Below are 13,395 nucleotides of genomic sequence, written 5' to 3' on the forward strand. Positions count from 1 at the left end.
GGAAAAGCCCTTAGGCCGGGCCGAACATGTCGTTCCAGAGGCCCAAAGCCCAGCCGATGGCCGCCTCGCCGTTCGCCTTGGAGCGCTGGTTGTCCACCTGGCTTTGCGCCTTGATGCGCTTCTCCGCCTCGTCCCAGGAGTAGTTGGCGGAGACCCAGATGGCCTCTTCGGAGTCCACGAAGGAGTAGCAGATGTTGGTGGGAAGCTCCGGCGGGATCTCGGCGAGGGGCTTGCCCTTGAGCCTCTCCGTGAGGTGGCGGGCCACGATGGTGCCGGAAACGTAGGCGATCATGCCGCTTTTGGGGTAGGGGGTGTTCCCGGTGATGTCCCCGACCAGATAGACCCGGTCGTCGGCCTCGGAGAGGAAGTAGGGGATGCGGACGTTGGCCCACCGCTCCCCAAGCCCCGCCTGGCGCACGATCTCCGCCGCCTTCATGGGGGGGATGACGTTGGCCAGGGTGAAGGGGTAGTCCCCAAGCTCCGTCCGCACCACCTTCTTCTCGTAGTCCAGGCCGGTGATGCGCATGTTGGGTTGGTACTCCAGGTAGTCCTTGTAAAGCTCGTTGTAGGCGGCGAGGAACCCGGGGGCCTTGGCGAGGGGCTGGGGGTTGGCGTCCAGGACGATGACCTTCCCCTTCACCCCCTTGGTCTTGAGCCGCCAGGCCAGCATGGCCGCCCGCTCGTAAGGCCCAGGGGGGCAGCGGTAGGGAGGCGGGGGGATGTACATGACGAGCTCGCCCCCGGTCTCGTCAAACCGGTCCAGCATGCGGCGGAGGGCGATGTGCTCAAAGGGCTTGAAGCCCACGGGCAGGAAGTGCTTGGCCTCCTCGTAGCCGGGGATGGCCTCGTACATGTAGTCAATGCCGGGGGCGAGGACCAGGAAGTCGTAGGCCAGGTACCCCCCCGTGGTGCGCACCAGGCGGCGGTCCCGGTTGATCTCCAGGACCTTTTCCTGGACGAAGATGACCCCGTCCTTGACCACGTTGGTGTAGTCAAAGACGAGCCACTCCAAAGGCTTCACCCCGGCGAGGAAGAGGTTGGACATGGGGCAGGACATGAAGATGGGCTTCTGCTCAACGAGCACCACCTCCACCCCGGGGTTCTGCTGCTTGACCTTGCGGGCCACCGTGGTCCCGCCCCAGCCGCCCCCCACCACCACCACCCGGGGGGCCCGGGAGCGGGGCAGGAGGGTGGGAGGGCTCGCGTAGAACTCCTGGGCGAAGCCCTTGCCCAGGGTGCCGGCCGCCGCCAAGGCGGCCCCCGCCTTCAACAGGTCCCTGCGCTTCACCTTGGCCATACCTCAACCTCCTTCTTATTGCCCAGGGCGGTAAGGCTTCCCGCCCACGGACTCCAGCACCTCGCTCATCACCTGCCGGGCCTCCTGGAGCATCCCCACCGCCTCCGAGCCCGGGACGCCGGGCATGATGGTCATGAGCATGGGCTCAATGGCCCCCACCAGGACGTCCTCCCCCATGGGCATGGCGAAGAAGCGGCAAGGGGCGGCGAACCCCCCGGCGGGCTGGGTGAGGAACATGATGCGGGCCCACTCGCTCTTGCAGGGCATGATCACCGTGACCGGGCCCACCTGCACGTGGGGCAGGAGGTTCAGGCCCCTCGAGGTGAGCTCCGTCTCCACCAGGAGGACCACCTCCTCCACGCTGGCCTGGGGGACCCGGTAGAGGAGGGCGGGCATCAGGCCGCTTTGCGGGTCCGGCATCACGGCGGGGGCCACACGGCGCACCAGGCCGAGCCTTCCCAAGGCCGCCTGGAGCCTGAGGCCGAGGTCCCGCACCGCCCCCTCGTAGACCCCGAGCATCCCGAAAAGGAGGTGGGGGTCAAAGGTGCCCACCAGGTAGCGCTCCCCCTCCCCCGTCACGAAGACGGTGGGCGGGAGGACGATGGCCGCCATGGGGTTCTTGCTCACGGCGGCCACGCTCCCCTTCTCCGGCTTCAGGACGAGGAGCCGGTACTCGGGGAAGCCCGGGCCCGTCACCTGGCGGACCTGCTCGCCCAGGTTCAAGACCCGGTCCACCTGCAGGCCCGCCGCCTCGAGGGCCTTAAGGGCCCTCGCCTCCACGTCCTCCAAGGAACCCTCCACCTCCACCACCAGGGCCTGGGCCAAGGCCAGGCCCAGCGCCGCGAGAACCGCCACCAGGATCCTTTTCATGCTCCCTCCACCGGAAGGCCGGCGTCCAGCCAGCCCTTGAAGCCGTGGGCGATGTTCTTGGCGTTCTTGTAGCCTTTGGCCTGCAGAAACGCCGCCACCACCGCGGAAACGCTCCCCGAGTTGCAGTAAACGAGGATCAAGGCCTCCTTGTCCCGGGGAAGCTCCCCCAGGCGGTCCGGGACCTCCCCGGCGTAGATGTGCACCGAGCCCGGGATGTACCCCTTCTTGCGCTCCTCCTCCGTGCGCACGTCCAGGATGAAGGGCTCAAAGAGGAGGAGGTCGGAGGCCTCCGTGGGGTAGACGAGGTAGCCCGCCGGGGGCACCGCCTTGAGGAAGCGGCCGAAGGCCTCGGTCCAGTCCTCCCCCGCCCCGCCCTGCCCCCGGGCCAGGGCGAGGAAGGGGAGAAGGGCCAAGAGGTCCCGCCGGCGCATGGCTACCTCGTGAAGAAGGGAAGCTCCAGGAAGGAGTGCCCCGCCTTGGTGGCCTCGGCCAGGATGTAGGTGGTGAGGGCGATGTGGACCTCCGAGTAGAACTCGGGTTTGGGGATGCCGATGGACTCGTAGCAGAAGTCAATCCGGTCCTCAAAGGTGTAGAGGCGGTCCTCCTCAAAGCGGTAGGCGGGCCACTCGTTGCCGAGGCCCTCCTTGGGGCTCCTCACCGGGGAAAGCCGCACCCTCTGGCCGGCGTAGCGCTCGTGGCAGACGGCGCAGCTCATGTCCCGGGGCCCGGCGCGGGTGTACCAGAGCTCCCGCCCCAGGTTGTACATGGCGATCTCCTGGGGGTGCTTGGGCACCACCTGGATCTTGGCCTTGCTGGAGAAGGAGGCGATGAAGGTGGTGATGGCCCGCACCTCGTCCCGCTTGATCTCCTCGGGCTTGAAGCCCTGGACCCGCTGCATGCAGGTGTAGACCCTACTCTCCAGGTCCTCCACCCGCCCCGTGTCGGGGAAGTACTTGGGCAAGACGGCGTAGACCCCTTCCAGAACCCCCTTGCCCAGGCCGAAGTCGCACTCCTCGAGGGTCTTGCCCGAGGGCCCTTTCCGGTAAAAGAGCTCCTTCCCCTCCTCCACGAAGAGGTCGCCGGGGAGGATGCCGAAGGTCTCAAGGTACATCTCCCGCTGGCGCATGGCCTCCTCAAAGGGGTCCAGGGGCTTGCTTTGCTGCGTGTAGGCCACAAGCCCCCCAAGCGCCCCCAGGGCCACCCCGGCCAGCAAGATCAGACGCTTCTTCCGCACGCTCACGGCTCACCTCCGGTTAATGGGGGACTCAGGGGAGAGGAGGTAGGCCACCAGGTCGGCCGTCTCCTCGGGGGTGAAGTACCCGTGCACCCCGCCCCGGTACATGAGGGAGCAGGGGACAAAGGCCCAGGCGTTGTAGATCTTCTCGTAGGTGTAGCGCACCACCGCCTCCGACAGGCCGCGCTGGCCGTAGCCCGTGAGGCTCGGCCCCATGGTCCCGTAGGCGACCTCCCGGGGGTCCCCTTGGTGGCAGGCGTAGCAGTTGCCCCGCTTGGGGTCGGTGAAGACCTTCTCCCCGTTCTTCCAGTCGCCCATGAGCTTCCCCGAGGCGGGGTACTTGATGAGGGCCCTTTGCTCCGCGAGGAAGGCCGGGACAAGTTCGGGGGGAAGCTTGTCCCGGTACTGCGTACAGAGGGCCTGGGCCTTGTCCTGGGAGAGCATCACCTGGGCGAAGGCCTCGCCCCCCGTCTGGATGGCGGCCTCGAGGCGGGCCCTAAACGGCCCCACCTGGGAAAGCCCGAGGCCTAAGGCCAAAAACCCCAAGGCCAGAAACGCCTTTCGCTTCATCCCGTCACCTCCGGCATGCGGTAGTTGCGCCCGATGACCTTGACGTTGGGCTCGGGCCGGACGCGCACCCGGCCCACGGACCGCAAGTACTCGGCGAGAACCTCGTAGATGGGCTTGGGCTCGTACCCCGGCTTGGCCTCCCCCACCCGCTGCAGCCTCCCCCCGTAGGCGGCGGCCAAGTAGCGGCGGTTCGGGTCCAAGGGCCTGCCCCCCACCTCCACCTCCCGGATCCTTTCCCCGGTGGGGGCATCGGGGTCCAGGACGTAGCGGAGGCCAAAGACCCGGCTCACGTCCCCGCCCTGCTGGTAGAAGGGGTCCGGGGTGAAGACGTTGCTTGCGATGTCCTCCAGGACCGCCTTGATCTGCGCTCCCCGGAGGTAGAAGAGGTAGAGCTCGGGGTAGGTGAAGCCGGTGTAGGCGTAGAGGTGGTCCCAGGTGATGGCCTGCCCCGGGAGGATGGTGGTCCCCCAGCGCACCGCCGGGCTGAAGACCACCTCCACCTCGGGGTAAATGGCCTTCACCGCCTCCCCCACAAGCTGGTCCCAGGTGGAGTACAGGGTGTCCCGCTTGTAGAGGAGGGTCTCGGAGACCGCCAAGGGGGTGAAGAGGTGGTCCTGGTGGGGAGCGAGCTGGGCCTTGAGGAAGGCCTCCACGTCCTCGGCCTTGGGCAGGTGCTCCGCGAGAACGGGGAGCACCCGCACCCGGAGGTTGGCGATGCCCCCCTTCCAAAGCTTCAGGTCCACCCGCATCAGGGCCTTCCCGGCGGCGCTCCCCGCCACGATCCAGGTCTTCCCCACCCGCCAGGGCCTGGGGGTGAGGTCGTGGGTGTGGCCGGAGAGGATGAGGTCAATCCCCCGGATCCGCTCCGCCAAGGCGGCGTCCAGCTGCATCCCGTTGTGGGAGAGGAGGACCACGGCGTTCGCCCCCTCGGCGCGGGCCTTGTCCACCGCCTCCTGCAGCCTCCTCTCGTCCAGGGCGAAGGAGAGCCCCTCGGTAAAGGATTCGGGGTGGGAAACCTTGACGTAGGGGTAGCTCGCCCCCACCACCGCCAGGGCGTAGGGCCCCACCCGGTGGATCCGGTAGGCGGGGAAGAGGGGGTCGCCGAAGAGGTCGTCCACGATGTTGTAGGAGAGGAACTCTCCCCGGAAGAGCCCAAGGAGCTCCTCCACCCGCTCCCGCCCCAGGGTCCACTCCCAGTGGGAGACCATGTGGTCCACCCCCACGAGGTTCTGCCACCGCACCACGGCCTCGCCCCGGGTGAGGAGGGAAAGCCCGGAGTTGGTCCAGGTGTCCCCGCCGTCCAGGACCAAGGCCTTACCCCCCTCGGCCTCCACCCGGGCCTTCTGGTCGCGGATGAGGGCGGTGAGGGCGCCCATCCCCCCTATGGGCCCGAAGGTCCGGGCGAGCTCCACGAAGTCCACGTAGGAGAGGAGGTAGGCGAGGGGCGTGCCCCGCTCCACGCCGTAGTAGCGGAGGATGGCCTCCCCCGTGAGGTAGCCCGGGCGGCCCATGAGGGGCTTGGGGGCGATGAGGTTCGGGGGCTCCATGAAGTAGTGGGGGAAGGCTTGGCCGTGGAGGTCGGAGAAGTAGAGGAGGGTGGCGTCCCCGTAGGGGGGGAGGTCGTAAAGGGACCTGGGGTCCTCCAGGGCCCGGGCCCACCCCCTAGGCCCCAGGACCGCCAAAGCGGAAAGAAGCTGAAGGAGCTCCCTGCGGTTCATTTGGACCCCACCGCCGGCTTGGTGTTGAAGTCGCTCTCGGGGTCCAGGAGGTAGGCCACCACGTCGGCGATCTCCTCGGGGGTGAGAAGGCCCTGGGCCCCGAAGCGGTACATGACGGTGCAGGGGAAGTAGGCCCAGGAGTTGTAGATCACCTCGTAGGTGTAGCGCTGCACCGCCTCCGACTGGCCCCGCTTGAGGCCGTACTTCTCCAGGCTCGGGCCCACGTCGCCCCCCAGGTGTTCGGGGGAGCCAAAGTGGCAGGAGAAGCAGTTGGCCTTCCGCAGGTCGTTGAAGATGGCCCCGCCCTTCCTCCAGTCCCCCATGAGCTTCCCGGAAGCGGGGTACTTGATCAGGACGCGCTGCTCTTCCAGGAACTTGGGGAGGAGGTCGGCGGGGAGGCGGTTCCGGTGGATGGAGCAGAGGGCCTGGTCGGGCCTTTGGCCCACGAAAACCTCGGCGTAGGCCTTGCCTCCGGTCTCAATCCGCTTAAGCTCCTCCTCGGTGAAGTAGCGCTGGGCCAGGGCGAAGGCCAAGGCCAGGACAAAAAGGGCTACGAGAACCTTCCGCATGCTCCCTCCTCACCGCACGAAGGCGGGCCACTCCTCCACCACGGCCCCGTTTGCGTGGTAGGCCAGGTAGAGCTCCAGGGCGAGGATGGGCTGGGAGTAAAGGGCGGGCTGAGGGTGGGCGATGTTGCCGTAGCAGGCCCGGATCCGGTCCTGCATGGTCCAGGTCTGGTCGTTGGAGTAGCGGTAGGCGGGCCAGTGGGTCCAGGACTTGTCCTTGCCCAGGACGTCGGCGTAGGGCAGGACCCCGGCGCGCCGGCCCACGTAGCTCACGTGGCAGGTGGCGCACCCCACGTCCCGGGCCCCCGAGCGGGCCCAGAAGAGCTTCTCCCCGAGGGCGTAAAGCTCCCGCTCCTCCGGGAAGAGGAGGCGCACCTGGATTTTGTGCCCCGTGGACTTGCTGGCGATGTAGAAGGCGACGGCCACCACCTCGTCCCGCTTCACCTCTTCGGGCTTGAAGCCCTGGACCCGGGTCATGCAGGTGACGATGCGGCTGTCCAGGTCCTCAACCCGGTTCGTGTCCAGGAAGTAGCGGGGAAGCCTCGCCGCCGCCCCCTCCAAGACCCCCTTCCCCAGGCCGAAGTCGCACTCGGCCATGGTCTTTCCCGAGGGCCCCTTCCGGTGGAAGAGCTCCTCCCCCTGCATGACCACGAGCTCGGTGGGGAGGATGCCCGCGGTGCTCAGGAGAAGCTCCTTCTGCCGCTTGGCCTCCTCCCTAGGGTCCACGTCGCCCTGGGCCAAGGCAACCCCCAGGAGGAGGGCGGCGAATAAAACCAGGCCTCGGCGCATAATCCCCAAACCTCCCTTCCATACCTTCCATAAGGTCATAAGGTGCCCGGGGACCCCCGGGCACCCCCTTTAGACCAGCTCCAGCTTGACCGAAGCCTCGCCCGTGTCCCCGTCCGTGTCCTTGAGCTTGATGGTGAAGGTCCCCGCCTTCTCCGCCTTGAACTTAAAGGCGTAGAGGGGGTTGGCGCTGGTGGAGGGCCCGGGCCGGGCCTCCGCCACCTTCTCCCCCTCAAAGTAGACCTCCACCAGGTTGATGTACTTGGCGGGGATCAGCTTCCCCTCGGCGTCGCGGCGGGTGCCGGGCTCGTTGGGGTGCTGGGCCACCACCTGAAGCCGGAACTCCTCGCCCGCCTTGGGCTTGGCGGGGTTTAGGCGCGCGATGGTCCTAAAAGGCATGCCGCACCTCCCTTAACCGCAGCCCCCCACGGTGACGCGGGTGCTCGCCGAGGCCAGAAGAAGCTTCCCGTCCTGGGTCTCCACCACCGCCCGGATGGCCGTGGTCTCCGCCAAGCGAACCCGGGTGGCGTAGTAGGGCTCCGCCTTCATGGGCATGAAGGCCAAGATGTGCGGGGTGGGGTTCTTGTCGGCGAAGAGGTGGATGGCCTTCACCTGCTCCTTGGGCAGGGCCACCTCCACCTCGGCGGGCACGTTGGCCCCGCTTTCGGCAATGGCCGGCATGTTGAGCTTCACCGCGTCCGAGGGGGTAAGGTCCTTAAAGCCTTTGCCGAAGACCTCCTTGAGCGCCTGCTCCAGGTGCTCCAGGTCCTCGCCCTCGAGGCCCTGGGCCCTCGCGGGAAGCCCGGAGAGGGCCAGGGCCCCTAGGGCCGCGCCGGTCGCCTTGAGAAACGTTCGCCTATCCACACGCACCTCCTTTGGCGCACACCTGGCGGAGCTCCTTGAGGAACTCCGCCCGGGGCCGGCTGCCGAAGAGCCGGCCCACCTCTTCCCACGCCCCCGCATTGGGGACGAGGAAGACGAAGGTCGGGGTGCCCGGCACCCGGTAGCGCCGGGCGAGCTCCTGGCCCTCGGGGGTGTCCACGCTCACCGAGGCCACCACAAAGCGGGCCTCCAGGAGGCGGCTCACCCCGGGGTCGGAGAGGACGAAGGTGTTCATCTGCTGGCAGTAGGGGCAGTGCTCGCTGTGGAAGTAGACCATCACCATCCGCCCGTGGGCCTGGGCGAGGGCAAGGGCCTCCGGGTAGGGATACCAGCGGCCGAAGTCGGGGAGGGCCCAGGCCCACAGCAGGAGGGCCGAGAGGAGGAGTGTGTACACCTTCCGCATACGGTACACCGCCAGGGTACCCCACGAGGACATTTGTACCTTACCACACCCCCCTAGAGCATTCAAGGCCCCCCGTGGAGCCCCGGCCGCCTACCTTAAGGCCCGCTTAACCCCTTCCCCTTGACGCCGCCCAGGGCGGGCCTCTACCCTATACCCCGGAGGGTAAGCATGAAACGGACGCTCATGGCTTTCTTGCTGCTCGGCGGCCTGGCCCTGGCCCAGGCGGACGGCGCCAAGATCTACGCCCAGTGCGCGGGGTGCCACCAGCAAAACGGCCAAGGCATCCCCGGGGCCTTCCCGCCCCTCGCGGGCCACGTGGCGGAGATCCTCGCCAAGGAAGGCGGTAGGGAGTACCTCATCCTGGTCCTTCTCTACGGCCTCCAGGGCCAGATTGAGGTCAAGGGCATGAAGTACAACGGCGTCATGTCCTCCTTCGCCCAGCTCAAGGACGAGGAGATCGCCGCCGTCCTCAACCACATCGCCACCGCCTGGGGCGACGCCAAGAAGGTCAAGGGCTTCAAGCCCTTCACCGCCGAGGAGGTGAAGAAGCTCCGGGCCAAGAAGCTCACCCCCCAGCAGGTGCTGGCAGAGCGGAAGAAGCTCGGCCTGAAGTAACCCCACCCCATGCTGGCCCAGGCCGGCGTGGGGACCCCGGTAAAGGGGCCTGGGCGCTTCCCCGGGCCCTTCCGGTTTAATGGGAGGGTGCTGGAGCTTTCCCTGGAAAAGGCCTTCTCCGGGTTCCGCCTCTCTGTGGCCCTCTCCGTGGCCGAGGGCGAGACCCTGGCCCTCCTCGGACCCTCGGGAAGCGGGAAGAGCACCCTGCTCAGGCTCGTGGCCGGGCTCCTCAGGCCCGATAGGGGCTTCGTGCGCTTCCTGGGCGAGGACCTCACCCCCCTTCCCCCGGAAAGGCGGAAAGTGGGCTTCCTCTTCCAGGACTACGCCCTCTTCCCCCACCTCACCGTGGAGGAAAACGTCGCCTTCGGCCTTGTGGAGGCCCGCTGGCCAAGGGAGGCGAGAGAGGGGCGGGTGCGGGAGCTCCTCAAGCGCATGGAGCTCACCCCCCACGCCAGGAAGCGCCCCCAGGAGCTTTCCGGGGGCGAGCAACAGAGGGTGGCCCTGGCCCGGGCCCTGGCCCCTAGGCCCAGGCTCCTCCTCCTGGACGAGCCCTTAGGGGCCCTGGACCTGAGGCTTCGGGAAGAGCTCCTCTTCTTCCTGCGCCGGACGCTCAAGGAGGAAGGGGTCACCACCCTCCTCGTGACCCACGACCAGGGGGAGGCCTTCCTCCTCGCCCACCGGGTGGCCCTTCTGCGGGAGGGGCGCCTGGTCCAGGTGGGCCGGCCCGAGGAGGTCTACGCCCGCCCCAAGGACCCATGGGCCGCCCGCTTCCTGGGGCACAAGAACCTCCTCTCCCCCGGGGAAAGCCAGGCCTTAGGGCTTCCCCCAAAGGCCCACCTCCTCCCCCCAAGGGCCCTCGCCCTCGGGGGGAGCCTGGAAGGGGTGGTGGAGGAGCGGCTCTTTTTCGGGCCACGGGTGGGGCTTTGGGTGCGGGTAGGGGGGGTCAGGCTCTACCTCGAGGCCCCCGAGGGCCCGGAAGAGGGCGCCCCCATAGCCCTCCGCCTGGACCCCGCCCAGGCGGTACCCTTGGAGGGATGAGGCGCTTCGCCCTCCTCTTGGGCGGCCCCCTCCTGGCCACGGAGGCCTTGAAGGAAAGGCTTAGGGGCTACCGCCTCCTGGCGGCGGACTCCGGGGGGCGGCACGCCTTGGCCTTAGGGCTTACCCCGGAGCTTTGGCTTGGGGACTTTGACTCAAGCCCCCCTTGGCTCCAGGAGGCCCTTTCCGCGCCCAAGGAGGTCCTTCCCCGGGAGAAGGACCTCACGGACGGGGAGGCCCTCCTCCGGAAGGCCCTGGAGCTTGGGGCGGAGGAGGTGCTCCTCCTGGGCGCCCTGGGGGGGCGGCTGGACCACACCCTGGTCCACCTGGAACTCGCCTTCCTCCTCGCGCAGAAGGGGGTGCGGGTGGAGCTCACGGACGGGCTCACCCGGGCCTTCCCCCTCCTCCCCGGCCTCCACGCCTTTCCCCTGAGGCCCGGCACCCCCTTCAGCCTCCTCCCCTTCCCCGAGGCCACCCTGGGGGTGGAGGGGGCCCGGTGGGACCTTCCCCCCACGGCCCTCAAGGCCACCAGCCGCACCCTGGAAAACGAGGCCCTGGGGCCCATCCGGGTGCGGCTGGAGGCGGGGCGGGCCCTCCTCTACCTCTTTTAGCCCAAGGGGGTGTGCCCCAGGCCCTCGAGGACGGCCCAGACCCGCCCGCTCCAGAGGTCCTCCGGTCCGAGGAAGAGCTGGACCCGCTCGGCCACGGCCCGGGCCCCGGGGGCGAGGGCCAAGGCGGCGTGGTAGGGCTGGGCCAGGTCCAAAGGCGGGCGGGGCGTGTTCAGGAGGAGGAGGTCCACCCGGAGGACCAAGGCCCGCACCTCCTCGGGGCGGAGGGCCACCCGGCCCCGGAGGGGGGCGGGGAGGCGGGCGAGGAAGGCGTCCCCTTCGGCGTAGCTCGGGGCGGCCACGTGGACCTCGCCGAGGCCCCGGAGGAAGGGGGCGAGTTCAAAGCGGAGGGGCCCAAGCCACAGGGCCCGGGCCCCGGGGAAGCGCTGGGCGAGGAGCCGCTCCAGGGCCACGCCTTCCGTGTACTGGCCGAGAAGCCCCCCGCCCGCAGGAACGAGGAGGTCCACCCGCCTGGCCTTTTCGGCCTCGGCCTCGAGGCGGACCCCCTCGGGCGCGGAAGCGGCCTCCTCCAGGACCGCCCCGGCGAAGCCGAGCCCCTTGAGGCAGGGGAGGAAGGCCTCCCACCCCTCCTCCATGGCCACGGGGTGGAGGAAGAGGGGCAGGCGGGCTCTGGTCACCTGGGCGAGGAGGAGGTCAAAGAAGCCGCCCCCGCCCCGGTGGAGGTAGAGGAGGGGGCGGGGGGTGGAGGCAAGCGCCCTCATGCCGGCTTAAGCTCCGCGTACTTGAGGGAAAGGCGCTTGAGCCCAAACCCCTCAAAGTGGACCGTGACCTCGTCCCCCTGGGCCGCCACCACGGTGCCGGGGCCGAAGCGGGGGTGGACCACCCGCTCCCCGCCCCGGAAGGCCCCGGGCCTCGGGCGATGGGGGGGCGGGGAGGGCGGGCGCCGGTAGGGGTCGTACACCTCGTAAAGCCCCTCCTCCACCTCCTCCAGGAAGCGGCTCGGCCGGGCGGGCTCCCGCCTGCCGTAGACCTCCCGCTCCTCGGCGTGGGAGAGGTAGAGCCTCTCCTGGGCCCGGGTGATGCCCACGTAGAAGAGGCGGCGCTCCTCCTCCAGGCCCTCGAGGGTGCTCACGGAGTTGCGGTGGGGCAGAAGCCCCTCCTCCACCCCCACGAGGAAGACCACGGGGAACTCCAGCCCCTTGGCGTTGTGCAGGGTCATGAGGGCGACCCTCCCCTCCGCCTCGGCGGGCTCCTCCGCCTTGGCGGTGAGGGCCACCCGGTCCAGGAAGTCCTGCAGGTCCTCCGCCTCCTTGGCCGCCCTGAGGAGCTCCTCCACGTTCTCCAGGCGGTCCTCGGCGTCCTCGGGGTAGGCCTCCCGGAGGTAGGCGGGGTAGTCGGTGGCCTCGAGGAGGTGGCGGAAGAAGGCCTCGGCGGGGCCGAAGACCAGGTCCTGAAGCTCCTCCACCAGGGCCACGAAGTGCCTCAGGGGCTCGGGGCGGGAAAAGGTCCTGGCCGCCTCCTTCAGGGCCTCCCAGGGAGGAAGCCCCTTCTCCTGGGCGAGGAGCTGCACCCTGGCCCAGGTGGCCGGGCCGATGCCCCGAGGGGGGGTGTTCAGGACCCGCTTCAGGCTCACGGCGTCCAGGGGGTTGAGGGCGAGGCGGGCGTAGGCCAGGAGGTCCTTGACCTCGGCCCTTTCAAAGAACCCCACGCCGCCCACCACCCGCGCCGGGATCCCCCGCCCCGCCAACGCCTGTTCCAGAAGGCGGCTTTGGGCGTTGGTGCGGTAGAGGACGGCGTACCGGTCCCAGGGGGGGCCGAGCCGGGCGATCTCCTCGGCCACGAAGCGGGCCTCCTCCCGGGCGTCCTCCGCCCGGTAGAGGCGCACGGGCTCCCCGCCCCGCTTCACCGGGCGCAGGGCCTTCTCCAGGCGGAGGGCGTTCTTCACGATCACGGCGTTGGCGAAGCGGAGGATGGCCTCGGTGGAGCGGTAGTTCTCCTCCAAGCGGTAGACCCGGGCCTCGGGGTAGTCCCGGGTGAAGTCCAGGATGTTCTTGATGTCCGCCGCCCGGAAGGAGTAGATCCCCTGGTCGGGGTCGCCCACGGCCATGAGGTTGGCCTCCTCCCCGGCGAGAAGCCGGGTGAAGCGGTACTGGACGGGGCTCGTGTCCTGGTACTCGTCCACGTGGATGAAGCGGGCCCGCTTGCGCACGAGCCTGAGGACCTCCTCGTCCTCCTCTAAAAGCCTCAGGGCGTAGAGGAGGATGTCCCCGAAGTCCAAGGCCCCCTGGGCCTTAAGGGCCTCCTGGTAGCGCACCAGGACGTCCCCAAGCCTTCCCCGGGAAAGCCCGGCGTAGTACTCGGGAAGCTCGCCGAGGAGGGCCTTAAGGCCCACGCCCCGGTTCTTCGCCCGGTCCAAAAGGGCCTTGATGGGGCCGGGCCGGGCCGAGAGGGCGAGCTCCTTCAGGACCTCCTTGAGGAGGGCGGTCTGGTCGTCCTCGTCGTAGACCACGAAGCCGGGCCTGAGGCCCACCCGCTCCCCGTAGACGCGGAGGATCCTCAAGGCGGCGGCGTGGAAGGTGGAGACCCAGACCTCCCCCGCCCCCGGGACCAGCCCCCGGAGGCGCTCCCGCATCTCCTCGGCGGCCTTGTTGGTGAAGGTGACGGCCAGGATCTCCGAGGGGAAGACCCCCCGGCGGGCGACGAGGTAGGCCACCCGGTGGACCACGGTGCGGGTCTTCCCGCTCCCCGCCCCGGCCACCACCAGGGCGGGCCCCTCAAAGTGGAGGACCGCCTGGCGCTGGGCCTCGTTGAGGGGGGCTAGGAGGGCGTCGCTCACGGGGAGAGTCTACC

The 13,395-nt window shown here is 69.1% G+C and carries 16 protein-coding genes; 3 read left to right on the plus strand and 13 right to left on the minus strand.

What is annotated here, in order from left to right; all coding sequences use genetic code 11:
- Positions 1-10: 10 nt before the first annotated feature.
- From TTH_RS07150 to TTH_RS07200, 11 genes are all read right to left on the minus strand, one after another.
- Complete coding sequence (locus TTH_RS07150) at positions 11-1,297, minus strand: FAD-dependent oxidoreductase (RefSeq protein WP_011228661.1); 1,287 nt, start codon at positions 1,295-1,297, stop codon at positions 11-13.
- A 15-nt stretch (positions 1,298-1,312) separates the two neighbouring features.
- Positions 1,313-2,167, minus strand: coding sequence for a translation initiation factor 2 (locus TTH_RS07155; protein WP_011228662.1), 855 nt, complete (start codon positions 2,165-2,167; stop codon positions 1,313-1,315).
- Complete coding sequence (locus TTH_RS07160) at positions 2,164-2,598, minus strand: rhodanese-like domain-containing protein (protein ID WP_011228663.1); 435 nt, start codon at positions 2,596-2,598, stop codon at positions 2,164-2,166. Before TTH_RS07160 ends, TTH_RS07155 begins: the two co-directional genes overlap by 4 nt.
- Before the next feature lie 2 nt (positions 2,599-2,600).
- Entirely contained in the window at positions 2,601-3,407 is an 807-nt protein-coding gene (gene soxA / locus TTH_RS07165; RefSeq protein ID WP_011228664.1) for a sulfur oxidation c-type cytochrome SoxA, read from the minus strand.
- Between the two features lie 3 nt (positions 3,408-3,410).
- Positions 3,411-3,971: a sulfur oxidation c-type cytochrome SoxX gene (soxX, locus tag TTH_RS07170; RefSeq protein WP_011228665.1), complete on the minus strand. Its 561-nt coding sequence runs from the start codon at positions 3,969-3,971 to the stop codon at positions 3,411-3,413.
- Positions 3,968-5,689: a thiosulfohydrolase SoxB gene (gene soxB, locus TTH_RS07175; protein WP_011228666.1), complete on the minus strand. Its 1,722-nt coding sequence runs from the start codon at positions 5,687-5,689 to the stop codon at positions 3,968-3,970. The genes soxX (TTH_RS07170) and soxB overlap by 4 nt, the downstream gene beginning before the upstream one ends.
- Positions 5,686-6,258 (minus strand): sulfur oxidation c-type cytochrome SoxX, encoded by a 573-nt coding sequence (soxX, locus tag TTH_RS07180; protein WP_011228667.1) that lies wholly within the window; start codon positions 6,256-6,258, stop codon positions 5,686-5,688. Before soxX (TTH_RS07180) ends, soxB begins: the two co-directional genes overlap by 4 nt.
- Positions 6,259-6,267: 9 nt before the next feature.
- Entirely contained in the window at positions 6,268-7,044 is a 777-nt protein-coding gene (gene soxA, locus TTH_RS07185) for a sulfur oxidation c-type cytochrome SoxA (protein WP_011228668.1), read from the minus strand.
- Between the two features lie 69 nt (positions 7,045-7,113).
- Complete coding sequence (gene soxZ / locus TTH_RS07190; RefSeq protein ID WP_011228669.1) at positions 7,114-7,440, minus strand: thiosulfate oxidation carrier complex protein SoxZ; 327 nt, start codon at positions 7,438-7,440, stop codon at positions 7,114-7,116.
- 12 nt (positions 7,441-7,452) lie between these two features.
- Positions 7,453-7,905 (minus strand): thiosulfate oxidation carrier protein SoxY, encoded by a 453-nt coding sequence (soxY, locus tag TTH_RS07195; protein ID WP_024119460.1) that lies wholly within the window; start codon positions 7,903-7,905, stop codon positions 7,453-7,455.
- Entirely contained in the window at positions 7,898-8,359 is a 462-nt protein-coding gene (locus TTH_RS07200) for a SoxW family protein (RefSeq protein WP_011228670.1), read from the minus strand. The genes soxY and TTH_RS07200 overlap by 8 nt, the downstream gene beginning before the upstream one ends.
- 135 nt (positions 8,360-8,494) lie before the next feature.
- On the opposite strand from TTH_RS07200, the gene cycA reads away from it, so the two are divergent.
- From cycA to TTH_RS07215, 3 genes are all read left to right on the plus strand, one after another.
- A complete protein-coding gene (cycA, locus tag TTH_RS07205; RefSeq protein WP_011228671.1) occupies positions 8,495-8,941 on the plus strand; it encodes a cytochrome C-552 in 447 nt (148 codons plus the stop codon).
- 87 nt (positions 8,942-9,028) lie between these two features.
- Positions 9,029-9,979 (plus strand): ABC transporter ATP-binding protein, encoded by a 951-nt coding sequence (locus TTH_RS07210; RefSeq protein ID WP_164926098.1) that lies wholly within the window; start codon positions 9,029-9,031, stop codon positions 9,977-9,979.
- Complete coding sequence (locus TTH_RS07215) at positions 9,976-10,587, plus strand: thiamine diphosphokinase (protein ID WP_011228673.1); 612 nt, start codon at positions 9,976-9,978, stop codon at positions 10,585-10,587. The genes TTH_RS07210 and TTH_RS07215 overlap by 4 nt, the downstream gene beginning before the upstream one ends.
- Here TTH_RS07215 and TTH_RS07220 read toward each other — a convergent pair.
- Both TTH_RS07220 and TTH_RS07225 read right to left on the minus strand, forming a co-directional pair.
- The gene (locus TTH_RS07220; protein WP_011228674.1) at positions 10,584-11,306 is read right to left on the minus strand and encodes a hypothetical protein; all 723 of its coding nucleotides are present in this window, start codon (positions 11,304-11,306) and stop codon (positions 10,584-10,586) included. The genes TTH_RS07215 and TTH_RS07220 overlap by 4 nt on opposite strands.
- Complete coding sequence (locus TTH_RS07225) at positions 11,303-13,381, minus strand: ATP-dependent helicase (RefSeq protein WP_011228675.1); 2,079 nt, start codon at positions 13,379-13,381, stop codon at positions 11,303-11,305. Before TTH_RS07225 ends, TTH_RS07220 begins: the two co-directional genes overlap by 4 nt.
- Positions 13,382-13,395 lie beyond the last annotated feature (14 nt).

The sequence above is a fragment of the Thermus thermophilus HB8 genome (assembly GCF_000091545.1).
Classification (GTDB): Bacteria; Deinococcota; Deinococci; order Deinococcales; family Thermaceae; genus Thermus; species Thermus thermophilus.

Excerpts from the sequence above, each read along its gene's own strand:
- TTH_RS07150 (WP_011228661.1), bottom strand. The coding sequence starts at position 1,297 with ATGGCCAAGGTGAAGCGCAGGGACCTGTTGAAGGCGGGGGCCGCCTTG.
- TTH_RS07155 (WP_011228662.1), bottom strand. The coding sequence starts at position 2,167 with ATGAAAAGGATCCTGGTGGCGGTTCTCGCGGCGCTGGGCCTGGCCTTG.
- TTH_RS07160 (WP_011228663.1), bottom strand. The coding sequence starts at position 2,598 with ATGCGCCGGCGGGACCTCTTGGCCCTTCTCCCCTTCCTCGCCCTGGCC.
- soxX (WP_011228665.1), bottom strand. The coding sequence starts at position 3,971 with ATGAAGCGAAAGGCGTTTCTGGCCTTGGGGTTTTTGGCCTTAGGCCTC.
- soxB (WP_011228666.1), bottom strand. The coding sequence starts at position 5,689 with ATGAACCGCAGGGAGCTCCTTCAGCTTCTTTCCGCTTTGGCGGTCCTG.
- soxX (WP_011228667.1), bottom strand. The coding sequence starts at position 6,258 with ATGCGGAAGGTTCTCGTAGCCCTTTTTGTCCTGGCCTTGGCCTTCGCC.
- soxA (WP_011228668.1), bottom strand. The coding sequence starts at position 7,044 with ATGCGCCGAGGCCTGGTTTTATTCGCCGCCCTCCTCCTGGGGGTTGCC.
- soxZ (WP_011228669.1), bottom strand. The coding sequence starts at position 7,440 with ATGCCTTTTAGGACCATCGCGCGCCTAAACCCCGCCAAGCCCAAGGCG.
- TTH_RS07200 (WP_011228670.1), bottom strand. The coding sequence starts at position 8,359 with ATGTCCTCGTGGGGTACCCTGGCGGTGTACCGTATGCGGAAGGTGTAC.
- cycA (WP_011228671.1), top strand. The coding sequence starts at position 8,495 with ATGAAACGGACGCTCATGGCTTTCTTGCTGCTCGGCGGCCTGGCCCTG.
- TTH_RS07215 (WP_011228673.1), top strand. The coding sequence starts at position 9,976 with ATGAGGCGCTTCGCCCTCCTCTTGGGCGGCCCCCTCCTGGCCACGGAG.
- TTH_RS07220 (WP_011228674.1), bottom strand. The coding sequence starts at position 11,306 with ATGAGGGCGCTTGCCTCCACCCCCCGCCCCCTCCTCTACCTCCACCGG.